This window comes from Arthrobacter sp. P1_B9, from assembly GCF_056406495.1.
The window spans coordinates 1-22,722 of the sequence record NZ_JBFUAA010000006.1 but is presented as its reverse complement, the minus strand read 5'-3'; the positions used below and the strand labels follow the sequence as shown (position 1 = coordinate 22,722).

Genomic DNA, 22,722 nt, shown 5'->3' with positions numbered 1-22,722 from the left:
CGCGGTTTGATGGTCAGAGGAGGAGAGCTCCGCGACCTTGAGTATGTCCGCTCCGGCTGCGGCCATGAGTCGAGACGCGGGCTTAGGTCATCCGCCGACCCTAGTGGGCGGGGGTTGTAAAAAGCTTGGGCATGATCAACCAGAGCTTTATCTCAAACAGCGCTGTATAATTTATTTTGGTCAGCAAAAGTGCCTGACCGGACCGGTCCCAGCGCGGAGACGTCGCACCGCCTACCTCAGTTCCTTCGTCCTGGAGTCTTGCCATGATGCCGCGCCCTACCCTCCCAGTCCTGGACAATCCGCCCCGCAAGCGTCGGTGGAGGCGGGGCCATCGCATGGCGGGGGTGGTGGCGCTGAGCATTGCCGGCTTGCTCGCCGCCTCGACGTCGGCCAATCTCATCCTGGAACAGATCGAAAAGTCCCACACGGTCGCATACGGCGAAATGGTTCACCTCAATGAGGGAACCATCAATGTCACCCGCACCGGCGAGACCGGGCCGACGGTCGTGCTGCTCAGTGGACTCGGGACCCCTGCCCCGGGGCTCGATTTTGCCCCCCTGGTCCGGGAAATGCGCGGCTTCCGAACAGTGGTTGTTGAGGGATTCGGCTACGGCTTAAGCGACATGACTGCCCGGCCAAGGACCGTTGAAAACATCACCGAAGAACTTCATGAAGTGCTGTCAAAGCTCGGCATCAGGGCGCCCTACACTCTCATGGGCCACTCGATCGCCGGCTTTTCCACGCTGTACTACGCGAACAAGTATCCAGCGGAGGTGTCCGCCGTTATCGGCATCGACCCCACTGTTCCGGCCAGCAGGATGTCCGTAGGCGGAACCACCGACCCCGCCGAGGCTCCTGCAGCGGACTACTGGTGGGCGCACGCACCGTCGGCCACAGGCCTGGTCCGCTGGGCCACGGCGCTGGGTTTTGGAGAACCCGGCGGCGGCAGCTTCACGGCAGCTGAACGCCAACAAATGCGTCAGATAACGAGCTGGAACTTCGGCAACCCGGCAGTCACTGATGAAACTCTCCGGATGGGCGAGAATGCCGCCAAGCTCCAGGATCTCCGCTACCCCGACGCACTTCCGGTGCTCTACTTCCTGTCACAGGACACGATGAACCAGCAGCCGGACTGGTACGGCGCGCACGAACGGCAGCTGGCCAACGTACGGCGCCACGAGCTGGTGGTCCTTGGGGGCGAGCACTACCTGCACTGGACGCAGTCCAAGGCCATGGCAACGAAGATCGCCGAGTTCCTGCGCCACGGCGGCACCCGGTAGATCTAGTGGAGAGACTTATCGGTCGGCAGGTCCGGCGGGACCAGGAGGGCCCGGATCGTTGACGGAAGGATCTTTGCCGCCGCGACCTCATCCAGTCGTTCCGCCCGGATTTCGGCCGCCGCGCTGTGGAGGATGGCGTAGAAGCAGGCGGCCTGCCACGTGAGGGAATGATCGGTACGGAAGATCCCCTCACTCCTGCCCTTTTCCAGCACCGACATCACCCTGGCCAGCGGCTTGTCGTGGTGAGCCCTGATTTGGTCGGCTGAGAGGTATGGTTCGGCCGCCGCCAAAAGCGCGTTGAATTGATGGAGGACCCGCCAGGATGACTGGATGATCTCCTGCAGGGAGTTCCAGGTGTCTTGCTCGATGTCTACAGCGGCGAGTTCGGCCTCGGCGCGGTCCATGGCCCTCTCGAACACCGCGCCAACCAGGTCCTTCCGGTCTGCGAAGTGGCCGTAGAGGGTCACCCTGCCCACCCCCGCAACCCGAGCAATTTCAGCCATGCTTGCACCGGGATTGTCACTGAGGCGTGTCAACGCGGCGTCAATGATGGCATCTTTGTTCCGGACGGCGTCCGCCCGCTTGGTGCGTTCTTTCTGCACTCCCGGCACCGGCCCTCCCAGCCCATTCAACTACTCAAACAATGATGTTCAGGTTACCAGCGGGGACAGGTCAGCCGCCCGGACCATCCGGTTCGGGTGAGGTGCCGGCCGGCGGAGCGGTCCTATGGTCAGGGCATGGGACTATTGCGGCACCGGCATGACGAACCCATGGGCGAGCGGTTTCAGATGCGCGAGAAACTGCTGTCGATCGGGGACGACTTCTGGATCGAAGACAGCCACGGCCAACGCGCCTACAAGGTCAACGGCAAGGCGGTCCGAATCCGGGACACGTTCGTGTTGGAGGACACCTCGGGAAACGAGGTGGCGAGCATCCAGGAGCGCAAGCTCTCGGTCCGGGACAAGGTGGCCATCGAACGCGGCGGCGACACCGCCGCGACAGTCCACAAGGCCCTGGTTGGGCTCCGGGACCGCTTCTCGATCGACGTAAAAGGCGGCCCCGACATGAAGGCACACGGCAACATCGTCGACCACGAGTACGAGATCGAGCGCGACGGCCAAACGGTCGCCACGATCTCCAAGAAGTGGTTCCGCGTGCGCGAGTCCTACGGCGTCGAAGTCGCGGGCGGCGAGGACGTCCCGCTCCTCCTGGCGATCACCGTCGCCATCGACTCATTGACCTAGCCTGTCCAGGCAGCATGTCGCCCAGGAAAAGCACCGGATCCCTAGTAGCCACGACCCTGTGGAGGCTATTCGGGTTCCTGACGGCGAGCGCGGTGTGCGGCGTCCTGGCCGCCAGCCTTCTGGTGCCCACCGTGGCCGCGACCGGCGTCGCCGTCAGCGACTCGATCAAATTGTTCAACAGCCTCCCCTCGGAACTGACTGTTGATCCGCCGTCGGAATCGACCAGGGTGCTCACCGCCGACGGGAAACCGATCGCCACCTTCTATGCTGAAAACCGCGTGAAGGTCCGGCTCGACCAAATGTCCCCGTACATCAAGGACGCGATCGTCGCGATCGAGGACCGGCGATTCTACGAACATGCCGGCATTGACCCCCAGGGGATTCTCCGGGCGCTGGTGTCCAACCTGACCAACGGCGGAAGGCAGGGTGCCTCCACCCTGACCCAGCAGTACGTCACCAACGTGCTCAATGAATCCCTCGTGTCGGCGGACAAGGGCGACCAGATTGTCCTCAACGGGCAAAAGAGCATGGCCGACAAGATCCGCGAGATGAGGCTCGCCGTCGAACTGGAGAAGAAATACACCAAGGACCAGATCCTGGAGGGGTACCTGAACATCGTGTTTTTCGCCCGGGACGCCTACGGCATCGAAGCTGCGTCCCGCTACTTCTTCAACACCACTGCCAAGGACCTCACGCTGCCACAGGCTGCCCTGCTGGCCGGCCTCGTGAACAGCCCCAGCTTCTATAATCCTGACGTCCATCCGGAAAACGCCGTCCAGCGGCGCAACCAGGTTCTCGCCAAGATGCTCAGCTATGGCGCCATCACCCAAGCGCAGCACGAAGCGGCCGTGGCCGCCCCGGTGGATCTCAAGATCACCCCCGGGAGGCAGGGATGCGCCGGCGCGGAAATGGCACCGTACTTCTGCGACTACGTCTCCCACCTCATTCTCAACAATCCGGCCTACGGCGCGGATATTGCCGAACGCGAGCGGAAGCTGTTCCGCGGCGGCCTGACCATCACCACCACCCTGGACAGCCGGCTCCAAGTGGCCGCGCAGGCGCAGGTCGATGCCACGGCCGGGGCCAACCCGGACAAGTGGGGCGCCGCGATGGTCTCCATCGCACCCGGCACCGGCAAGATCCTGGCGATGGCGCAAAACACCGTGTTTCTCCCGGCACCTGGCAAATTCGACACGCAACTGAACTTCAACGTCGATTCCAAGGACGCCAACGGCAACGACCTCAACGGCGCCGGCGGGTTCCAGCCCGGCTCCACCATGAAACCGTTCACGTTTGCCGAATGGCTCAACGAGGGCAAATCCCTTTCCGCCATGGTGGACGCGTCCCGGCGCTCCTATCCGCTCGGGTTCCGCTGGAGATCAAGCTGCGGCAGGGTGCTCGGGGCCTACAGCACCAGCCAGAAGAGCCTCGGCGCGGCGGACGACCTCCAGAACAACGACGCCGGGTACTACCGCCGCATGCGCGTGGACTACGGGCTGTATAACTCCATCAACACCGCCACCTTCGCCGAGGCCGCGCAACTCGACTTCTGCGGCATCCAGAAGATGGTCGATGCCGCCGGGCTCCACAGCGGCGTGGACAACGCCCAAATCAACATGCACCAGCTGGGCAATCTGCTGGGCGCCATTGGCGTGGCGCCTCTCCATCTGGCCAACGCGTTTGCCACCTTTGCCAACGACGGAACCTACTGCACGCCGATTGCCATTTCGGCAGTGAACGACGCGGCGGGACAGAAACTGCCGGCCGAGACCAGCTCCTGTCACAAGGCGATCAAGCCCGAGGTCGCCCGCGGAGTGAACGCCGTGCTGCAGGACGTGCTGAAACGCGGGTCCGGCGTTTACATCAAGCCCAAGGTCCAGGAGCGGTTCCCGGTCGCGGCCAAGACAGGCACGTCCAATACCAATGGCGCCACCTGGGTGGTGGGCTACACAAGCGGCCTCGCTACGGCTTCCTTCTTCGGCGACGCCCTGGAGGGCCAGAAGAGGCCCGGGCAGAACATCACCATCAACGGCAAGTTCTACAAGGCCATTGACGGCTACATGCTCGCCGGCCCGCAGTGGGCGAACTACATGCGACAGGTCGCCCGTTACTACCCCACCGCCCCCTTCCCGGCGCCGCCGGAGTCCATGACCCGGACGCCCTCCGCGAGCCGCACGCCCCCGACGACCCGCACGCCGTGCTTCCCCGGTGTTAGTGGTGCGTTGTGTCGCTGACACTGGCCCGAAATGCTCCGGATCCAAAACCGCACTCTATGCCAACGGGGCCCCGAGCCTCTATCCTCTTGCCATGGGAGACGGGGCCAATTTCCGGCGAGGGGAATCGCGCCACCGCGCGCGGGTGGCTCATGAATCCCGATAGCGCCCAGCCCCACGACAACTACGACGCGTTCCTGTCGAGGCTGGACGCCGCCACCAGCAGCCTGAGCACCCGGGCCGCGTCGCTGGACAAAGCACTGGCAGCCGTTTCCCTCCTCTTGGGACCATCTGAGTCCGCCGTCCGGAAATGGGAACGACGGCGCCATTACGTCGGTGAGCAGCTCGCCGTTCACTCCGGGTCCCCGCAGTCGTACACCGCGCTGTGCGAGCTCCACGTCGTGGCAGGAAAGATGGAATCAATGCTCCGCGGCCGTGTCCAGCGTGTCACCGAGAAGCTGGCGGTCATGCAAGGGCGTCGTGAGGCCATCGACAAGTCACTGCTGGAGCTTGAGCTGAGCAGAATTAAGCTGACGTCGTCCCGGATGCTGTCACAGGACCGCGAAAAGTTGAGCAGCATCTTTTCCGAAATCGCCGGCTCCACCGCGGCCAAAGGAGCCATTCCCGATATGGGGTTGCTGGGCGATCTCAAGGAAGCACGCGAGGCAATCATCCTGGCCGAAGCGCTCATGGAAGTGAAGGGGTACTAATCATGGAAATTTCACGGCGCGATCAGCCCCGGAAGGACATCGTCGCCCTCGTTCGCTGGTCAAAGAAACCGGGCGAAAACCCCGTCTTCAAGTTCATCATGTCGAGTATTTTGGGGCTGATTCTGTGCCTGTTCCTGATGATCTTTCTGCCCTTCCTCAGAAGTTTCGGTGCGCTGGTTTTGTTCACCCTCTTCTTCGCCGCGCTTCTGACGGTGCGCACGGTCATGGCCCAGCAGCGCTTCATGCGGGGGCTGACCAAGAGGATCAATGACACCCTCGCAGAGGTCACGAGCAGCCCGGGTGACCAATTGTCGGTCAGGCAGTTCCGGCACATGACCAAGACCGGCGAGCAGCTTCCGCTCCTTGTCAGCGGCGTACCCGGGCTGAACCTGCATGTGGCCCGGGCGTCAACGCTGGAGAAACATGCCCCCGAGAAATGGGTTGCGGTGTTCACGGTTGTGCCTCCGGAGAACGGAACCGCCAGCTTCGACCGCCTGGTGGCGGCAGCAGTCAACGCCGGCCCCGGTACCACCAGCGCGAAAGCGTCCTAGCGGCGGGAGCCTGCCGCCGTCGTTGCTCCAAATCATCCAGCGCCGCTGGTGGCTCTTCGGCTATGGCGGGCAAGCGGGACGTTCTGCCCTAGCGTCTGGGCCCCAAAGACCCAACAGTGAGGACATGACGACCACGTCGGGTCGCAGGCTGTCTCTGCTCAGCAACTTGTGGGTCGCTGTTTTCTTCCCTCCCAGGAGTGCAGAGAATTCAGAGATCTGGTTCCGGGGACCGAAAATGACGCCAAGACAACATGTTGACCGGGTGAGCGCCGAGGACATGATGTCCCTGGACGCGGACATCGGCTCAGCGCCAATGCAAGTCGGGGCCATCCTCATGCTCAGCACGGACGGCAGCGACGATTCGGCACCCCTCCTGGAAGCACTGGCCCGTCGGCTCGGCGCTGTCCCCCGGCTGCGCCAGCGGCTGGTCTCTGTCCCCTTCGGCTGCGGGCGGCCCATTTGGGCGGATGATTCCGGCTTTGATCCGGCACACCATCTGGGCGTGATCGCCTGTCCGGCGCCCGGCGGTGAGGAAGCCGTGCTCAACATCGCAGCCGAAATGCTCGCTGCGCCGCTGTCCCGCGACCGTCCTCTCTGGTCAGCCAAGCTCATCACCGGCGTGAGCCAGGACCGGTCAGCGCTTGTTTTCGTTTTCCATCATGTCCTCACAGATGGAATTGGGGGCCTCGCCGTCCTGGAGGCCCTGGCAGCCGCGGAAGCCGGGTGGGACGGTCGCCGGGAGCCAGAGATTCCATACTCGGCGCTCTACCTGGCCCTTGATGCTGCAAGGAGCCGATTCAACGCACTGGCCCGGCTCCCGGCCGCACTGCGGACCGCAGCCGCCGGAGCCTCCGAACTGCGGCAGACGGGCAAACCCCGGGCTGCCCGCACCTCACTCAACCGCCCGACAGGTCCGCAACGGACGCTTGCCGTCCTCCGCTGCGACATGGAGGCCGTCAGAGACGCCGCGCACATGCAGGGAGCGACCGTCAATGATCTCATCCTCACCGCCGTCGCGACCGCCCTGCACCGCCTGCTCCTGGCACGGGGCGAATATGTCGAAGAGTTCGTCATCTCTGTGCTGTTTTCGGCACGCCGCCACACGACAATCACCTATCTGGGGAACCGGAGCGGCATCATCCCGGTGACCGTTCCCGCGGTCGGTCCGGCCAAGGGACGGGTGGCAACTGTTGCCGCAACGATGAGGAGTGTCAAGCAGCGGCCTCCCGGGGCCTCCACTGCAATCATCGGCCCCATATCCCGGGCCGCAGCGCACCTTGGCGCCTACCGCTTCGTCATAGACCACCAACACCTTGTCCATACATTCGTCACGAACCTGCGGGGGCCCGAACGAGCCCTGGCGATCGCGGGCAGGCCGGTAACCGGGATCATTCCACTCGGAGCGATCAGCGGTAACGTAACGGTTGCCTTTGCAGTCTTCTCCTACGCCGGCACGCTGACCATCACCACAATCGCCGATCCCGGGACTTGCCCGGACCTGACAGGACTGCGTGACGAACTTTCCAGCGCACTTGAAGCTCTGATGGTGACCGGGCCTTCATAAGCTTCGACCCGAGAATATCCGGTCATGAAGAGCCGACGGCTCGGCGCATTCTCCGCGGGTGGGATCCTAAGAGACTGACGGGGCGCTGGCTAACGGCGTGTTTCCAGGCGTTTACGGACCTTTGTCCAAAAACCCGGACTGGCGCCATCGTGTGTCATCCGCCCGGTCCAAGGGCTCGTCGACGTGTCCCTCCGGTAGACATGCGCAACAGGAGCATTCCTGCTCACGAATGTCCGGCGGGCCGTCCAAGCTCAAGGTCATGCCCCGACCCTAATCGATGGACTGAGTGTCCTGCCCGCAACCGGGCCATAACTTTAGGCATTCGGGCCGCGCCTTCTTTGCCAGCTCGACTTCCTCACCAGCTGGAGTGCCACCGGAAAACGTCCGGCGGAACCGGCTGCGGCCACCGCAGCGACCATGCCTCCGGAACGCGAGTCGCAGGACGGACCGTGACGGTACATGTCGCAAGCGCACACCGCATGACCGTGGACATCCGGACGTGGCTGTTCCAGAATCGGGAATGTGCCCATAACCGAGCAGTACGGGCTTGTCTTCGACGGTGACCTGCCGCCGATGCGTTCCCTGCGCACGGCGTGGCTGCTGTCATTGTTCCTGGGCTTCAGCGGCGCGGACAGGTTCTACCTCCACAAGCCGTTTACCGGCACCCTGAAGCTGTTGACGCTGGGCGGCGCCGGCATCTGGTGGCTCATTGACCTATTCCGGATCACCAATGAGTACGCTGCCGACGGGGCATCCATGCCGTTGGCCGGGACCAACTCCCTGCGACGCGGCCTGCGCCTGGCCTCGACTGTCCTGGTCGTCACGCTCGCCGGTGCGGTGGTCTGCGTCAGCGCCGCCCCCGTCACCAGGACTGTCAGCGCCACAGTTGCCGCGATGAACGCACTGCTGCATCCGGCCGCGCCGCCCCCGGTGAAAGAATGGGTCACCGTCGCGGAGGCCTCCGGCACAAAACTCCCGGGCCCACTCGTAACCCTCACCGGCAGGCTTCACATCGAGTACACCTTCACCGGGGCCGCCATTGCCTATCTCCAACCCGTGAAAGGACCGGCCCTCACCGTGCTGTCCCTGGCCAAGGCCGGCGCCGGGGCGATCGGCATCAGCCTGGCTCCGGGGACATACGCGCTGATAGTCAGCACCACCGGAGCCGTCTGGCACCTTACGGCCCAGGAATACCGGCCCTCCGGGTAGCACCGACTGAGCCTGAGCACGTCCGGGGGTTTCCGGGCCATGGCCTCGGTGTTTGCAGCGCCGTCGGCTCTGAACCTGTTCCCTATTGAAGAGACGCGGTCAGGCGCGCCAGGTTGTCGAATACTTTTTGGGCTACGGGCCGCCGGATCCAGTCCTCGAGCTGCAGCTCGCGGCTTTCCACGCGGTACCCGTCTTCGATCCCGCGAATTGCGTCCACAAAATCGCGCCCGTGCACAAGTACGGATACCTCCATGTTGAGGCTGAAGGAACGCACATCCATGTTGCTGGAGCCAATCACCGCAACTTCCTCATCGATAGTGAAGTGCTTGGAGTGCAGCACCTTCGGCGCCCGGTAAAGGTAAATCCTGACGCCGGCGCGAAGCAGTGCTTCGTAGTACGAACGCTGCGCGTGATAGACCATGCTCTGGTCGCCGACCTCGGAAACAAAGAGCTCGACGCTCAGCCCCCGCGCAGCTGCCGTGACAATAGCCATGAGGATGGATTCGTCCGGGACAAAGTATGGACTGGTGATGCTGACGCGACGCTCAGCTTTGTGGATAAGCGTCGCGTAGAGCTTCAAATTGTTGTCGTTGTCGAAGCTGGGGCCACTGGGCAGGACTTGTGCGTCGATGAGTGCAGAATGATGACTGACGCCTATGGCGCTGGAATCCAGTGGCAGGATCACACCCGTTTCGCTGTACCAATCTGTCGCGAAGACCGCATCCAGCTCCCGGACCACTGGTCCTTCAACGCGCATCATCAGTTCGTGCCACTGAAGCCCGCGCTTCAGGTTGCTTTTCGTGTCGTAGCTCGCGTCGATGAGGTTCTGGGACCCCGTGAATCCCACGCGGCCATCGACGACGCAGATCTTCCGGTGATTGCGCAGGTCCGGCCTCTGCCATTCGCCACGCCACGGCCGCACCGGCAGCATGGGGCGATATTCCGCCCCTATCTCCTGGAGGAACTCCAGGGTTTCTTTCCGGCCGGGGAACTTCAGGCCAGCCAAATGATCGGACAGAACCCGCACGTCAACGCCGCGCCGTCGTGCCCGGGCCAGCGACTGAAAATACGGCTCTGTCGTTGCGTCCAGCACGAGGATGTAAAACTCCACGTGCACATAACTTGTGGCCGAATCAATATCAGCGATCATGGCATCGAAAGCTCCGTTGTACTCGCCCAACAGGGTCGCACTGTTGCCCGAGACCATAGGGAGGGCCCCAAGGTTGCTGTTCAACACCACCGCCGAATGCAGCCATTCCGGCCAATCAAGGCCGCGGCTAATGAACGGGCTACCTTCAGTCCGCGACAGGACCAGAGCGTTAACTTCGCGCTGTTTGTCCCTGCGCGCCTTGGGCAGTTTCGAGTAACCAACGAAGAAATATGCGACGGCACCAAGGATCGGTATGAAAATTATGGCAAGCACCCAGGCAATGGCAGAGGATGGACGGCGATTCATCGACACCAGGACAGCTGCGACGGTCACGAGTAATATGTGGGCCGCCAGCAGGAGCAAGGCAAACGTTTCCGCGTCCTGGAAGAATCCGCGCACGGCTGCCTAAACGTACTTCAAGGCGCGAACGCCGTCAGACCAGCACCCGGCTCTTGGTTCCGTCAAAATATCCCAATAGTCTTCCCGGAAACTCATTTGCTTTTCCTGCTCTCAAAGATGCGTTCTCGTTTCCGGGACGGCCTGTCCCTCAGCCCTCTCTTTGGAGGGTATGACCATTGTTTGCATTAGGTCCGGCATGGGCCTCACCCGCTGCGGGTGAAATTCCGGAAATGCGTAGCGCGAGTTCCGAGTCGGGTTCGACCAGCTGGGCTCGCAGGCGACTGAAATCCCGGACCCGTCCGCGGAAAAGTCCGCCCGCCTGGCTGTAAGGATCTGCAACCCGTTCCGAGCCGCGGCAGGGCCCGTGGCTGCGCCCGAGAAGGCGTCGCCGTTCGCAGTGGCCGCCAAGTAGACGGGCACGGAAAGGAAAGGCAGGCACCCCACGGGTGCCTGCCTTTACCATCGCCCATGCCGCGCTCAGTGGCTCTTGCGTGCGTCCTGCAGGTGCCGGTCGAGCTTTTCTTCGGCTTCGCGGCGCCGCTGACCGATGATGCGCAGCTGCTGCGTAATCGGATTTCCGTAGCCATCAACGTCGCGGTGATGCGTGCCCTTCAGGCGCTCGGGGCCGGAGGGCAAGGTCACCCGCGGTTCAGTATTTTCGCCCATACCGGGATGATCCCACACTGCCCGCCGGCTGAAAAGGACGGCTATCGCCTCGAAGAACCGGCCGGCACGCCGGGTTCATTCCGGCCTCGTGTCCCGATGCAGGTCCGTGTCGAGGGCATGGGCGCTGGCCAACCTGGCCAGCAGGATCCCCAGCTGCGCAGACTGTTCGCTGGTCAGGGGGGCCAGGAGTTCGGCCTCGTGCCGTTCGGCGATTCCGCGCAGTGCTCCGAGAACCTTCGTACCCTCGGCCGTCAGCCGGAGCTCGTAGCTCCGCCGGTCGGCGCTGCTGCGCACGCGGGCCACCAGCCCTCGCGTTTCCAGCGAGTCGATGAGGGGAACAACTCGGCTCGGCACCGCGCCCAGGCGGTCGGCCAAGGACCGCTGGCTCAGTCCGGGGCTGCGGCCGAGCAGGCGGAGGACACCCGCGTCGCTTGGGGTCAGGCCGAGTTCGCGCGTGCGCTCGGCGAAGCGTCCCGATGCCAGCGCCCCGAGCTGGGACAGCAGGAAGGCGGTTCGCCTCGGCCGCGGCGGATCCGGTGAGTCCATGCCCCAATATTACGCCATTGACAGAATCATTCAAGAGGTGAATCATTTTAGTTGTGACGTAATTATCGGAAAGAAGCGATCATGACTGACCTGTCCTCCCACCACACTGCTCCCTCGACGCGATCCGGCGGCCCCAACCCGGGCATCCTGGCGGCCGTGAGTCTGGGACTCACGATCGGAGCCCTGCTCAGCAGCGCGATGCTCACCAACGGGCAGGCCTACGTCTCGCCCTTCTCCCCCGCCGGCCAGGTCGCGGCATATTTTCACGGGAACACCGACGCCGTGCGGCTCGCCAGCCTGTTCCAATTCGGCTCAGCGGTCCCGCTCGGCATCTTTGCGGCCACCGTTTACGCCCGGCAGCTCCGGCTTGGCGTGCGCGTCCCCGGGCCTGCAATCGGCTTCTTTGGCGGCATTGCCGCCTCGGTTTTCCTCATGCTCTCGGCCGCCGTGGGGTGGGTCCTGAGCCGCCCGGAAAACACCACGGATGTGCCGCTGACCCATGCATTGTCGTTTCTCGCATTCATCACGGGCGGCGTCGCCTATGTCGTCGGCTTGGGACTCCTCATCGCCGGAATCGCCGTCCCCGCCCTCATCCTGCGCTTCGTGCCGCGCTGGCTGGCCTGGGCCGGCCTGGTCATCGCCGCCCTGTCCGAACTAAGTTTCCTCTCCATGGTGATCGAGCCGCTCCAGTTCCTGCTGCCCGTCGGGCGGTTCGGCGGCCTCCTCTGGCTTGTTGCCGTCGGATTCCTGTTGCCGCGGAGCCGGGCTGCCGCGAACCGACGCGAACCGTGAGCCTGTCGAGCTGGCCGCCCGGTCTAGGCTCCCTCCCCGGAAAAGCCTCCGAGCACGCCCGCATCCGCGCGGCCATAGCGCACGCGCTCGATGGGACGGTGATGCAGCAGGGGTTGGCGGGCGGCTGAACGGCGCCCGGTCGACCGTCCGGCGCCTGATGACGGGGGCTGTGCGGGCGTTTCCGCCGCCCCTTCGTCCTTGACGAGTGTCAGGTTGGTTCGGCGGTCCCGGGCAGTTTCTTCCCGGAGGGCGATCAGGTGTTCCGCCAGCGCTGCTTCCGGCCGGCCCGGGTTGGCCTGCAGCAAACGGCACAGCTGCTCCCGTGCACGGGCCTGCCCCGGCGAAGAATCAGACAGCACTTCGGCGATGATCTCGGTGGCCTGCAGGCGTATCCCCCGCGCCCAGCTGTCCTCCGGCCCATTGACCGACGCGTCCGTGGGCGTGTGTCCGTGTGAGGGTTCCGCACGGGACGACAAGTCAATGGACATTGGCGATTCCTTTGTTCCCGTTCCGGCAGAGCCCGGAACCGGCCACGATCCCGAGAGCCCTGCATACATTCCTGGAGCCAGCGGGGCGGAAGACCGTGAAGACACTTTACAACGGGAAAGACCGGTCTGTCTCGGATCGGGAGTGGATTTGATTGCGGTGCCAGGCCCTGTGGCAATTCCTAATCGCGGCTCTGGATGACTTCCTTCAGCCATGCGATTGCGTCGGTCCTGGATGTAAAGAACTCGTGCGGGTACTTGGTCTCCCGGCTCGTGGCGGAAGCGATCACCCTGTCGACTGTGCTGGATCCGAGGACCGCGATGGCCACCACGCCCCTGCTCTGTGCGAATTGGTATCTGGCCGCCGCGCTGAACACCACGTCGGTCATCTCGGAGAGCATTGGCATCGGCGTCCCGCCACTGATCCGGTCCACGGCAAGCATGGCGTCCCTGGCATCTTCGGCGTCCACAAAGGAACCCGGGCGCCAGACGCTCTCGAGTATCCCAGCATCGACGCTGAGCGAGTTCTTCCCGTCGGCGGCGTCGATTGGTCCCTGCATCATGCCGTTGATCCTAGGCCCGAACTGCGGCGGCGCCCGGCACCGCGCCCATGGTGTGGCCGGCGAACGCCGCACGGCGTGGATTCTGGCCTCGCCTGCGGAACAACCGCGGGGTGCCGTACGTTGCACTTAGCCTAGTTAAGACTCGAGAAAGCGAACAAGCCACGTGGCAACCGATTACGACGAAGTCCGCTCGGACGTTAAGGAAACCCAGGAAAACTCCCTGGAAGCACTTCAGTCCGCCAACGCGCCGGACGCCCGCAGCGTCGTCCAGGAACTGGACGAGGCCGACGGGCTGGACGGGGCCGGAGTCCCCGGCGGCGAGTTCATCGCCGAAGAGCTGATTGTCCAGGTCATCCCCCAGGCCGACGACGAGTTCACCTGCAGCTCCTGTTTCCTGGTGCGGCACCGTTCCCAGATCGCCCGGCGGTCCGGCACCGATATCTACTGCACGGACTGCGAGGGCTAGAAGCGGGGAAGGCCCAAAGCCAGGTCCGTGTTCTTACTCGAATCGGGTGGCCGGGATAGCGGTGCTGGAACGGACCAGGCCGAAGGCAGCTGCCACTGCGGCCAGTGCGAGCAGGATGCTGAAGGACAGGGCGGCGTAATATCCGGGGCTGGGCCAGGTGATGTTCCGGCCCCCGCCAAATGAGATAACCATCAGCCAGGCCACGAAGAATCCGAGCCCGGCTGACAGCAGAAGCACTGCCACAAGGGGAACCGCGGCCTCTCTTGCGATGATCCCGCGAACAACTTCAACGGGCATGCCCATCAGCCGCATCAGGCCCAGCACGCGTTTTCGGTCCAGGATCGCGGCAGCCGTGGACACGGCCAGCGAAATGCCGGCGATGACTACGGCGACGAAGGCGCCGAGGTAGGCAAGGGCCGCCAGCCCCTGGATGAGCCGGGCGCTGCTCGTCGTTGCGGTGTCCGCTCGGGAGGTGGCGGGCGTGGCAGTGACCCCCGACGTATTCAAGGCCGTGCGCGCCCGGTCAATCGCCGCAGGTGTCCCGTCGGTACCGGCTACCATGACAACCGGAGCCAGGCCGGCCAGGCTCTGGACGGGCGCGGCCGTGAGCGGGACCGGCGCGGTGGTCCAGGAATTCAAGAACGACGCATCGAAGGCCGCAAGGTGCTCTGCCCGGCTCTCCGGGAACCCGAGTGACGGTGCATCCCCGGCCGCGATGTAGATGTCATCGATGCCCGTCGGGCCGGGGGCAGCAGGGGCGTAGCCGATGGTGACGTCGCGGATTCCGGCACGTTCCCCAGCCCTCTGGGCAGCGGCCGACACCTGGCCGGCAGCGTGTCCGGGCGCCACGAGCGCGTAGACGCTGGTGGGCAGGAGCAATCCCGGACGGGCCTCAGGCGGTTGAGCGGTTTCAATTGCGCTGGCGCCTCCGGCGAAGACGGAGACCATGAAGACGGCAATGACCAGCCCGGACACGGAGCGGAAGGTGGCAACGGGCGTTCTGCTGATGCGGCTGGCGGCGATGACCGAGGCTGCGCTGCGCGCCTGGTGCAGGCCGATGGTGCTGGCCATCCGGGTCAGCCACGGGCCGATGGTGAGGATGCCGACGGCGGTCAGCGCGAAGCCGCCGAGCAGCAGCGGAGAAGTCCACGGGTTGCCGTCCGTGTCGATCCTGGCCAACACGGCGCCTGTGGCCATGCCCGCCAGGCCGGCCAGCAGCGGCACGGCCCGCCACAGCGTGGGCGCTATCTCATGCACGGCCCGTGTAACTCCCAGCGGGCCAATGCCCGTCCTGGCGGTGCGGCCGGCGGCGACCAGCGCGCAGGCGGCCACCACGAGCACTACGGCGGTCGCCGCGAATCCCGCGCCGAACGTGAAATCCGCCACGAACACTCTAGTGCCGTTGACGGGGATCTGGGCTGCGACCGGCCCGAACACAGCCGCCATGACGACGCCGAGCAGGGCACCGGCCACGCTGGGGATGGCGGTCTCCACGGCCGCCATTCCTGAAATCAGCCGCGGCGACGCGCCGATGAGGCGAAGGGTGGCAAAGCGTTCCCGGCGCTGGGCCGCGCCCAGGCCTGTCGCGATGCTGACCAGCAGGAGCACCGGGAACAGCACCGCGATTCCGCCGACCAGCAGCGCCGTGCGGTACAGGCTGGCGCTCTCGCCGTAGGGATTGGTGGTGAAGTCCGTGACGAACATTGCCGCCGGACCCTGCCGGAGCCGGGCCTCCGTAACGCCGGTGATGACCACCAAGGCATCGGGGCCCGGGAGGGCGGCGTCGTCGATGACGCCCGCAAACTGACCGTACCGGTCCCCCAGCTCCTCAGCCGGAGTCGATTCGATCAGTCGCTGCAGGGCGGGCGAGGCGTAGTACTCTCCCGGTGCCGGCGGGGCCTCGATGCCCGGAATTTTCACGGTGGTTGCGGGGAGCGCGGCGACGTCGCGATGACTGATGAGCTGGTCACGGAAGATATCCGCCGGGAATCCCAGCAGAATCTTGTCCGGTGTCAACGGGATCGGTTCCGGACGGCCGCTGGCGGTGAGCCCGTCGGCTGCCAGCGCAAGGGTGACCGAGGGCTGGCCCAGCTCGCGGAGCCAGGCGCCCCGCGCGTCGCGCTGGGCCAGACCGTTCGCCGCACTCCACAGCAAGAGCACCAGGCACACGCCGATTGCCACGCCGCCGCCTACACCGGCCATCCGGCCCCAGGAGGACCTGCTGCCAAGCAGCGCTATTTTCAGAAGTGCCGGGTTCATGCCAGCACCCGGTGGCCGGCAGCGACGCTTCCGTCGCGCACGATCACTTCCCGGTCGGCATATGCGGCGGTCCGGGCGTCGTGGGTGATCATCACTACGGTGGTGCCGGCTTCCCGGACAAGGTCCAGCATCAGCGTCAGGACGTTCTCGGCCGCCAGGGAATCCAGGGACCCGGTGGGTTCGTCGGCGAACAAGACTGCGGGAGAGGTCACCAGGGCGCGGGCGATGGCCACCCGCTGGGCCTGGCCTCCCGAGAGCTCCCCCGGCAGCTTGGCAGTGCATCCGTCCAGCCCGAGCCGTTCGAGCACTTCCTGCGAGCGCCGGCGTGCTTCGGCCCGTTTGGTACCGCCCAGAAGCAGGGGAAGGCTGACATTGTCCAGCGCCGTGAGTTCGGGCAGCAGCTGGCCAAACTGGAAAACGAAGCCGAAGTCGGTCAAACGCAGCCGGGACCTTTCAGCCTCACCCAGTCCGCTGATGCTGACGGGCTCCTGGCCGCGGGGCGCATAGGCCACGGCGCCGCCGTCCGGGGCAAGGATGCCGGCCAGGCAGTGCAGCAGGGTGGACTTACCCGACCCCGACGGGCCCATGACCGCGAGTACCTCACCGGCGTGAACGTCGACGTCGATACCGCGCAGCGCCTCGGTCTGTCCGAACGCGTGGCGGACACCGCGGGCGCTGAGGATGGGTGCAGTGGTGTCGATCGTGCTCATGCGCTCTGGAGCTCCTTTTGGAGTTGGGACAGCCGGGCACTGGTCAGCTCGATCCAGCGCAGGTCAGCCTCGATGTGGAAGAGGCCGTAGTCGCACATCAGCACCTGCAGCAGGTCGGCGTCGCGCTTGAGGCGGGTCAGTTCGCGCATCCGGGCCATGTGCTCGGCGCGCTGCGCATCCAACAACCGGTCGGCATCGTCGTCGAGCAGCAAGGCGACCACGGTCTTGGCGAACAGCTCGCTCTGCAGGGTTTCGGAGGGCACATCGGGGGTAAAGAGCCACTGCCGCACCCTGTCACGGCCGGCAACCGTGGCCTCGTACTTCTTGCGGTCCGGACCGCCGCCGCTCTCCTCCCCCAAAGCGATGATCAGCTCGTCACGGAACATCCGGGCCAGCGTGGAATACACCTGCCCGAAAGCCAACGGTTTCTGGGTGCCGAAATAGCGGTCATAGGAATGCTTCAGATCGTACCCATAGCTGGGCTCCCGGCTCAGCAGCCCGAGGAGGGCAAGAGAGTTGTTCACACCCCCATCTATACACTCAGTGCATAGTCGGAGTCCAGCGCATCGTCGGGCTTTCGTGGGCCCGGCGGCTTCACCTCTGACAGGTACCAAGGTTTTCCAAAGTTGCGGTGGGGATCATGGGCGACATTCCACAACTGCATTGGGGGCACGGTCATGACTTCTCAGACCGAGATCGTTTCTGTTCGGGACAACGGTTCTGCTGTTTCACCCAGATGGACATCCCGAGACCTGGATGGAGGAAATCGGTGATGAGGCAGCACTTCAGAGGGCGGCTGCGCCGGACAGCGGTCATCCTCGTGCTGGCCGTGGCCGGCGTCGGCGCAATCAGCGGGGCTGCGCAGGCCGCCCCCAGCCACGACAACCGCCATTACACGGCGGGCGCTCCCGGCAGCGGGGACGCGTATTTCCCGTTCGCCGGCAACGGCGGCTACGACGTCCTGCACTACGACCTCGCCCTCCGCTATACGCCACCGACCAATCCCGCGGTGCTCGCGGGCCGCCTCAGCGGGGTCGCGACTGTCACCGTCCGTGCGAAGCAGAACCTGGAGTCGCTCAACTTCGACCTGCGCGGCCTCGGCGTCACGTCGGTCCAGGTTGACGGCAAGGCCGCCAAGTGGTCCCAAGTGCAGAACGACGCGAACCGGATCTGGGAACTCACGGTCGGGCTGCGGCCGAAGCTGAAGGCCGGACAGACGACGTCGATCGTGATCGAGTACGGCGGAATCACCGGCCGGCCGCTCGACACCACCGGAGCGCTCTACGGTTGGGTCACCACCGCTGACGGTGCGATGGTCGTCAATGAGCCCGAGGGTGCGGCGACCTGGTACCCCGTGAATGACGACCCTGAAGACAAGGCGACCTATACGTTCCGCATCACGGTGCCGGTGGGGAAGACGGCCGTGGCGAACGGCCTGCCCGTCGGCCGGCCGGCGACGAAGGCGGGATGGACCACGTGGACGTGGAAGGCCTCGGACCCGATGGCCAGCTATCTGTCGACGGCGAACGTCGGCGACTTTGCCCTGTCGTACGACGTCGGTCCGCACGGGCTGCCCATCATCAATGCGATCGACGCGGACGTGACGGGAGCGGCACTGGCCGAGACGAAGGCGTCGCTTGCGTTGCAGCCCAAGATGATCGCATTCCTTGAGGGCCAGTTCGGGCGGTACCCGTTCGAGGCCTTCGGCGCGATTGTCGACGACGACACGGTCGACTATGCGCTGGAGACGCAGACGCGGCCGGTCTACTCGGAGGTTGCGGACGAATACACGGTGGTGCACGAACTCGGGCACCAGTGGTTCGGAGACGCGGTAAGCCCGTCCGACTGGCAGGACATCTGGCTGAACGAGGGCTGGGCGACGTACATCGAGTGGCTGTGGGCCGAACACCAGGGCACGGCCACGATGCCGGAACAGTTCGGGGACGCGGTGGCATACCTCGACGCGAACAACCGCTGGGCGCTGAACATCGCAGACCCGGGCCGTGATAACTTGTTCGCGGGCCAGGTCTACCTCCGCGGCGCGGCTGCCCTCTACGCGCTGCGCGCGAAGATCGGCGACGCGGCATTCCTCAGCGGCACCCGGACGTGGTTGAGCCGCTACAACGACTCGACGGCGACGACGGAAGACTTCGAAGCCGTGATGGAAAAGGCCTCCGGCCAGCAGCTCGACGCGTTCTTTGACGACTGGCTGCGCGAAGGCGACCGCCCGGCGATGCCACAGCAAGCGGGAGCGAAAACTCTCGTGATCGCAGGACCGGCCCCCACGCATTCCCACAACTCGCCGCGGAGCACACTCCGGTAGTGGTGGGCTTGCCAAGAAGATGATTCTCACCTGCGCCTTCTTCGGCCCCATCGCGGTACGCGTCGGAACCACCCCCGTCCTGAGGTTAGAAGGCCATCAACGGGCCCAGTCGTTCTCGCAACCCGGCAAGGTGAACGGGTGCTGATGTCCCCACCGAGAGCGTTGGGCCGAGAGACAGAGGAACCGCGCTTGCTGTCCAATCGGCCCAGGCGGTCGCCGCCGCTTCGCCCATTGAATGAATCGCGTGCCTCTGACGAGATTCATATCGCTCCTTGGCCAATTCCGGGTCGATCTCACACCAGATCTCTACTACGTTCGGGCTTCCCGATTGAGCGATGCCTTTGGCCACGTAGTCCAGGTCACGTGGGCGGTACCACCACGATTCCACAATGGCTGCCCCCGGGATCGACGCCGCCAACTGCCACATGGTGTCGGAAGCGATCTGCCCGAGCCGGCCGCTTCCGACATTCCCTAACGCGATGTCTGCGAGTGCTTCCTTGAGGTTGTCCTTGGAGATGACGGGGATTGACAGTGCCTGGCCGAGTTGACGACTGAGCGTGGTCTTCCCGGAGCCAGGAAGACCGTTTATCAGAATCAGGGTTTTAGCGATTGGCTCTACCTCCGCGACGCCTTGAGGGCCATCGCCGATCCCCCTCCGCGTCTGACGGGCTCGGCGGCGGCGACCATGCCGCCGTCGGGCAGAAACTCGATGGCGGTCGCGGCGCCGATCTCCGCTGCCGACGTGAACGCATCCCCCGACGGCGTGAGCTGATGGCCAAACGGTGCCAGCTGGCTGCCGTACTTGGCGATGAACTCGGGTTCGGCCGTGACCTTGGCCGCATTCCGTTGCGAGGCACGCGGTGCGGCGATCGCCTCGGAGATGGTCATGCCAAGATCCACCCGGTTCAGGACGGTCTGCAGGACAGTTGTGATGATGGTCGATCCGCCGGGCGAACCGAGGGCGAGGAACGGCCTGCCCTCCTTGAGGATGATGGTCGGCGACATGGACGAGCGCGGGCGCTTCCCCGGCTCGATCCGGTTCGGGTCGGCCGGGTCGTAGACGGTCGAGAAATCGGTCAGCTCGTTGTTGAGCAGGAAGCCGCGGCCGGGGACCACCATGCCGGACCCTCCGGTCTGCTCGATCGTGAGCGTGTAGTCGACCACATTCCCCCACTTGTCCGCGACGGTCAGGTTGGTCGTCGAGATGTTCTCGGTGTCCAACTCGACCGCAGGCGCGACGGCGGCGGCCGGGCACGCGCCGTCGTACGAGGACACATTCCCCGGCGCGACCGGCTTCGCCGCCGCGTGCAGCGGATCAATCTGGCAGGCGCGCTCCTTGCCGAACACCGGGTCCGTGAGCGCGGCGGTGGGAACGCTCACGAACGCGGGGTCCCCCACGTACTTGCCACGGTCCGCGAAAGCAAGCGCGCTGGCCTCGAGGTAGTGGTGCAGGGCGCCCGGCGTTGACATCCCGGACAGGTTGGAAGGCTCCAGGATGTTCAGCGCCTCGCCCACCGTGGTGCCGCCGCTGCTGGAGGGCGCCATGCCGTAGACGTCCAGGTCGCGGTAGTCCACGTGCGTGGGCGCCTGATCCAGGGCGCGGTATGCGGCGAGATCCGCCGTCGTCAGGTGGCCTGCCGGAACGGGCAGCTTCGTGTTGGAAGTCTTGGGCGGAGCCTGCACCGTGGCCGCGATCTCGGCCGCAAGCGGCCCGCCGTAGAAGCCGTCCGTGCCCTTTTTCGCGAGGAGCCGGTATGTATCGGCGAGGTCGTGGTTCTGGAAGACACTGCCGACGGCGGGGGCGTCACCGCCCGGGAGGTAGAGGCTGCTGGTCGAGGGAAACGCCTCGAACCGGGCTTTGTTGTCGAGGGTCTGCTGGCGGAACGTCTTATCGACCACGAATCCACGGGTGGCCACGTTGATGGCAGGCTTGAGGGCATCGCCGAGGCTCAACGTGCCCCACCGGTCCAGGGCACGCGCCCAGGTGGCCGGGGTGCCGGGGACGCCAACGGAGACGCCGCTTGTGACGAGCTCGGGCGTGAAATTGAAGGGCTTGCCGGTCGCCGGGTCGATGAACGCGTCGTGCGGCATTCCTGCCGGTGCGGTCTCGCGGCCGTCGATCGTGCCCACCTTGCCGGTTTTCGCGTCGTAGAACACGAAGTAGCCTCCGCCGCCAATCCCGGCACTGTAGGGCTCAGTCACGCCAAGGGTCGCGGCTGCGGCGACGGCGGCGTCCGCTGCGTTACCGCCCTTGCCGAGGACCTCGATCGCCGCAGCGGATGCCTCCGGATCCACGGTGCTCACCGCTCCGCCGTACCCAGTGGCGGTTGGCGTCTTTGCGGTCTCCCGCGGTTCGGCCTGCGCAGGTGCGGCGACGGCGCCACCGGTCACGCTCAATGCCAGGGCCGCCGTGACAGCCGCCAGCCCACGTGTCATATATGCCATGATCGCTCCCGAGTCCGTGTTACGCGTATTGACAATGCTTGTCACGCTACTACGCAGGCGTGCGACACTCAACACTCGCGTCGATGGCATTGGATGATCTTTCAGCCGCCGTCAGAAGTGGACTGCCGGGTGCTCGGTCACTTCAGTTTCATCAAAAATTGTCGGTGGCTCCTGAGATGATCTGAGTGTGGAGAGCAGGACAGTGTTGAGTGCGGAGAGCGGTGCGGCGATAGAAGCCGTCGCCGCCTCGGTTGCCGCGCTTGCCGCCTTGGCCGGCGCCGCCGCTGGGGCTGACCATGCAGATGCGCCTGCTGCCTGCCCGCAGGGAGACGGCGATCCGCTGCGGCGGCTGGCGGACGGTTGCCTGGACGGACTTGCCGAGGTCGCCCGGATGGAGGCCCGGACGGCCGCGTTGAGGGTGCGGCTGACCGCCGACTACGCGCACGCAACCAGGTTCCTGGCGCCGCCGGCGCCGTCACCGCGGGACCGCGCCGTACAGGAGATGGCACTGGTCGCCGAGGTCGCCTGTGTCCTGACCGTCAGCGAACGCACCGCCGCGGCCCTCCTCGCCGAAACCCATGCCCTGATGTCGGCGCTGCCGCAGACCCTGGCCGCCCTGCAGGCCGGCACGATCTCCTGGGCCCACGCACGGATCCTCGTGGACGAAACCGCGTCCCTGGATACGGCCGGGGCGGCCGGGCTCGAAGCGCACTTCCTGGACCCGGCCGCACCGAACCCGGCCCGCGGCTGTCCGGCCGGGGAGCTCGTTCCGTCCCGGTTCCGGGCCAAGGCACGCGCCTGGCGCGAACGCCACCACCCCGCCGGCATCGAGGAACGCCACGCCACGAGCGCCGCGGACCGGCGGGTCGAGTACACCCCGGACCGGGACGGCATGGCCTGGCTCTCGGCCTATTTCCCGGCCGACACCGCCGCGGGGATCTGGGACCGGGCCACCGCCGCCGCCCGCGCCCTCCAGAGCCCGGACGAGCCCCGGACCCTGACCCAGCTCCGCGCCGACATCACCGCCACCTGGCTCCTCACCACCGGCACCGGCACGGGTGCTGGATCGGACGACGGCGGCACCGGCACCGGCGCGGGTGTTCCGGTCCCGCGGGCGCAGGTCCTGGTCACCGTCCCGGTCCTGGCC

General features: G+C 65.4%; 22 protein-coding genes. 11 read left to right on the top strand and 11 right to left on the bottom strand.

Annotated features, from left to right (window positions below; genetic code table 11):
• Positions 1–347 precede the first annotated feature (347 nt).
• A complete protein-coding gene (locus AC1D1A_RS10195) occupies positions 348–1,280 on the top strand; it encodes an alpha/beta fold hydrolase (RefSeq protein ID WP_476947658.1) in 933 nt (310 codons plus the stop codon).
• A 2-nt stretch (positions 1,281–1,282) separates the two neighbouring features.
• On the opposite strand, the gene AC1D1A_RS10190 is transcribed toward AC1D1A_RS10195, so the two are convergent.
• Complete coding sequence (locus AC1D1A_RS10190; protein WP_476858361.1) at positions 1,283–1,783, bottom strand: TetR/AcrR family transcriptional regulator; 501 nt, start codon at positions 1,781–1,783, stop codon at positions 1,283–1,285.
• A 234-nt stretch (positions 1,784–2,017) separates the two neighbouring features.
• Here AC1D1A_RS10190 and AC1D1A_RS10185 point away from each other — a divergent pair, with 234 nt between their 5' ends.
• The 6 genes from AC1D1A_RS10185 (at position 2,018) to AC1D1A_RS10160 (ending at position 8,771) form a co-directional block, all read left to right on the top strand.
• Positions 2,018–2,524: an LURP-one-related/scramblase family protein gene (locus AC1D1A_RS10185; protein WP_476947657.1), complete on the top strand. Its 507-nt coding sequence runs from the start codon at positions 2,018–2,020 to the stop codon at positions 2,522–2,524.
• 14 nt (positions 2,525–2,538) lie between these two features.
• Positions 2,539–4,758: a transglycosylase domain-containing protein gene (locus AC1D1A_RS10180; RefSeq protein ID WP_476858359.1), complete on the top strand. Its 2,220-nt coding sequence runs from the start codon at positions 2,539–2,541 to the stop codon at positions 4,756–4,758.
• A gap of 131 nt (positions 4,759–4,889) precedes the next feature.
• On the top strand, positions 4,890–5,447 hold the full coding sequence (locus AC1D1A_RS10175) for a hypothetical protein (RefSeq protein ID WP_223916843.1): 558 nt from the start codon (positions 4,890–4,892) through the stop codon (positions 5,445–5,447).
• A 2-nt stretch (positions 5,448–5,449) separates the two neighbouring features.
• Positions 5,450–5,998: a hypothetical protein gene (locus AC1D1A_RS10170; RefSeq protein ID WP_223916845.1), complete on the top strand. Its 549-nt coding sequence runs from the start codon at positions 5,450–5,452 to the stop codon at positions 5,996–5,998.
• 262 nt (positions 5,999–6,260) lie between these two features.
• Positions 6,261–7,562: a wax ester/triacylglycerol synthase domain-containing protein gene (locus AC1D1A_RS10165; RefSeq protein WP_476886409.1), complete on the top strand. Its 1,302-nt coding sequence runs from the start codon at positions 6,261–6,263 to the stop codon at positions 7,560–7,562.
• Positions 7,563–8,084: 522 nt separating this feature from the next.
• On the top strand, positions 8,085–8,771 hold the full coding sequence (locus tag AC1D1A_RS10160) for a TM2 domain-containing protein (RefSeq protein ID WP_476858356.1): 687 nt from the start codon (positions 8,085–8,087) through the stop codon (positions 8,769–8,771).
• Between the two features lie 82 nt (positions 8,772–8,853).
• On the opposite strand, the gene cls is transcribed toward AC1D1A_RS10160, so the two are convergent.
• The 3 genes from cls to AC1D1A_RS10145 all read right to left on the bottom strand — a co-directional run bounded on the left by cls (position 8,854) and on the right by AC1D1A_RS10145 (position 11,532).
• The gene (cls, locus tag AC1D1A_RS10155; protein WP_476850071.1) at positions 8,854–10,320 is read right to left on the bottom strand and encodes a cardiolipin synthase; all 1,467 of its coding nucleotides are present in this window, start codon (positions 10,318–10,320) and stop codon (positions 8,854–8,856) included.
• Between the two features lie 477 nt (positions 10,321–10,797).
• Complete coding sequence (locus AC1D1A_RS10150; RefSeq protein WP_230011149.1) at positions 10,798–10,986, bottom strand: hypothetical protein; 189 nt, start codon at positions 10,984–10,986, stop codon at positions 10,798–10,800.
• 75 nt (positions 10,987–11,061) lie between these two features.
• Positions 11,062–11,532: a MarR family winged helix-turn-helix transcriptional regulator gene (locus tag AC1D1A_RS10145; protein WP_476947656.1), complete on the bottom strand. Its 471-nt coding sequence runs from the start codon at positions 11,530–11,532 to the stop codon at positions 11,062–11,064.
• 81 nt (positions 11,533–11,613) lie between these two features.
• Here AC1D1A_RS10145 and AC1D1A_RS10140 point away from each other — a divergent pair, with 81 nt between their 5' ends.
• Positions 11,614–12,324 (top strand): hypothetical protein, encoded by a 711-nt coding sequence (locus tag AC1D1A_RS10140; protein WP_476947655.1) that lies wholly within the window; start codon positions 11,614–11,616, stop codon positions 12,322–12,324.
• 23 nt (positions 12,325–12,347) lie between these two features.
• On the opposite strand, the gene AC1D1A_RS10135 is transcribed toward AC1D1A_RS10140, so the two are convergent.
• Both AC1D1A_RS10135 and AC1D1A_RS10130 read right to left on the bottom strand, forming a co-directional pair.
• A complete protein-coding gene (locus AC1D1A_RS10135; protein ID WP_476947654.1) occupies positions 12,348–12,812 on the bottom strand; it encodes a hypothetical protein in 465 nt (154 codons plus the stop codon).
• Between the two features lie 179 nt (positions 12,813–12,991).
• Positions 12,992–13,372 carry a DUF7793 family protein gene (locus AC1D1A_RS10130; protein ID WP_476850075.1) on the bottom strand — a complete coding sequence of 127 codons (381 nt, stop codon included), beginning with the start codon at positions 13,370–13,372 and terminating at the stop codon, positions 12,992–12,994.
• A 163-nt stretch (positions 13,373–13,535) separates the two neighbouring features.
• Here AC1D1A_RS10130 and AC1D1A_RS10125 point away from each other — a divergent pair, with 163 nt between their 5' ends.
• Positions 13,536–13,838: a DUF4193 domain-containing protein gene (locus AC1D1A_RS10125; RefSeq protein WP_476850076.1), complete on the top strand. Its 303-nt coding sequence runs from the start codon at positions 13,536–13,538 to the stop codon at positions 13,836–13,838.
• A gap of 33 nt (positions 13,839–13,871) precedes the next feature.
• Here the strand turns inward: AC1D1A_RS10125 and AC1D1A_RS10120 are convergent, their stop codons facing one another.
• The 3 genes from AC1D1A_RS10120 to AC1D1A_RS10110 are packed head-to-tail and all read right to left on the bottom strand — an operon-like array spanning position 13,872 to position 17,331.
• Positions 13,872–16,097 (bottom strand): FtsX-like permease family protein, encoded by a 2,226-nt coding sequence (locus AC1D1A_RS10120; RefSeq protein WP_476947653.1) that lies wholly within the window; start codon positions 16,095–16,097, stop codon positions 13,872–13,874.
• Complete coding sequence (locus tag AC1D1A_RS10115; protein WP_476947652.1) at positions 16,094–16,807, bottom strand: ABC transporter ATP-binding protein; 714 nt, start codon at positions 16,805–16,807, stop codon at positions 16,094–16,096. Before AC1D1A_RS10115 ends, AC1D1A_RS10120 begins: the two co-directional genes overlap by 4 nt.
• Positions 16,804–17,331 carry a PadR family transcriptional regulator gene (locus AC1D1A_RS10110; protein ID WP_476886405.1) on the bottom strand — a complete coding sequence of 176 codons (528 nt, stop codon included), beginning with the start codon at positions 17,329–17,331 and terminating at the stop codon, positions 16,804–16,806. The genes AC1D1A_RS10115 and AC1D1A_RS10110 overlap by 4 nt, the downstream gene beginning before the upstream one ends.
• A 248-nt stretch (positions 17,332–17,579) precedes the next feature.
• Between AC1D1A_RS10110 and AC1D1A_RS10105 the strand changes: the two genes are divergently transcribed.
• Positions 17,580–19,130, top strand: a complete 1,551-nt coding sequence (locus AC1D1A_RS10105; RefSeq protein ID WP_476947651.1) for a M1 family metallopeptidase — start codon at positions 17,580–17,582, stop codon at positions 19,128–19,130.
• Between the two features lie 85 nt (positions 19,131–19,215).
• Here AC1D1A_RS10105 and AC1D1A_RS10100 read toward each other — a convergent pair whose 3' ends face one another.
• Positions 19,216–19,719: a P-loop nucleotide/nucleoside kinase family protein gene (locus tag AC1D1A_RS10100; RefSeq protein ID WP_476947756.1), complete on the bottom strand. Its 504-nt coding sequence runs from the start codon at positions 19,717–19,719 to the stop codon at positions 19,216–19,218.
• 26 nt (positions 19,720–19,745) lie between these two features.
• On the bottom strand, positions 19,746–21,566 hold the full coding sequence (gene ggt, locus AC1D1A_RS10095) for a gamma-glutamyltransferase (RefSeq protein WP_476947755.1): 1,821 nt from the start codon (positions 21,564–21,566) through the stop codon (positions 19,746–19,748).
• 196 nt (positions 21,567–21,762) lie between these two features.
• On the opposite strand from ggt, the gene AC1D1A_RS10090 reads away from it, so the two are divergent.
• A partial coding sequence (locus AC1D1A_RS10090) for a DUF222 domain-containing protein (protein WP_476947650.1) occupies positions 21,763–22,722 on the top strand: 960 nt, incomplete at its 3' end.

Bases quoted from the DNA above. Each gene is read 5' to 3' on its own strand.
- AC1D1A_RS10135 (WP_476947654.1), bottom strand. From the start codon at position 12,812: ATGTCCATTGACTTGTCGTCCCGTGCGGAACCCTCACACGGACACACG.
- AC1D1A_RS10130 (WP_476850075.1), bottom strand. From the start codon at position 13,372: ATGATGCAGGGACCAATCGACGCCGCCGACGGGAAGAACTCGCTCAGC.
- AC1D1A_RS10180 (WP_476858359.1), top strand. From the start codon at position 2,539: ATGTCGCCCAGGAAAAGCACCGGATCCCTAGTAGCCACGACCCTGTGG.
- AC1D1A_RS10120 (WP_476947653.1), bottom strand. From the start codon at position 16,097: ATGAACCCGGCACTTCTGAAAATAGCGCTGCTTGGCAGCAGGTCCTCC.
- AC1D1A_RS10115 (WP_476947652.1), bottom strand. From the start codon at position 16,807: ATGAGCACGATCGACACCACTGCACCCATCCTCAGCGCCCGCGGTGTC.
- AC1D1A_RS10145 (WP_476947656.1), bottom strand. From the start codon at position 11,532: ATGGACTCACCGGATCCGCCGCGGCCGAGGCGAACCGCCTTCCTGCTG.
- AC1D1A_RS10175 (WP_223916843.1), top strand. From the start codon at position 4,890: ATGAATCCCGATAGCGCCCAGCCCCACGACAACTACGACGCGTTCCTG.
- AC1D1A_RS10170 (WP_223916845.1), top strand. From the start codon at position 5,450: ATGGAAATTTCACGGCGCGATCAGCCCCGGAAGGACATCGTCGCCCTC.
- ggt (WP_476947755.1), bottom strand. From the start codon at position 21,566: ATGACACGTGGGCTGGCGGCTGTCACGGCGGCCCTGGCATTGAGCGTG.
- AC1D1A_RS10140 (WP_476947655.1), top strand. From the start codon at position 11,614: ATGACTGACCTGTCCTCCCACCACACTGCTCCCTCGACGCGATCCGGC.
- AC1D1A_RS10150 (WP_230011149.1), bottom strand. From the start codon at position 10,986: ATGGGCGAAAATACTGAACCGCGGGTGACCTTGCCCTCCGGCCCCGAG.
- AC1D1A_RS10190 (WP_476858361.1), bottom strand. From the start codon at position 1,783: ATGGCTGAAATTGCTCGGGTTGCGGGGGTGGGCAGGGTGACCCTCTAC.
- AC1D1A_RS10185 (WP_476947657.1), top strand. From the start codon at position 2,018: ATGGGACTATTGCGGCACCGGCATGACGAACCCATGGGCGAGCGGTTT.
- AC1D1A_RS10105 (WP_476947651.1), top strand. From the start codon at position 17,580: ATGAGGCAGCACTTCAGAGGGCGGCTGCGCCGGACAGCGGTCATCCTC.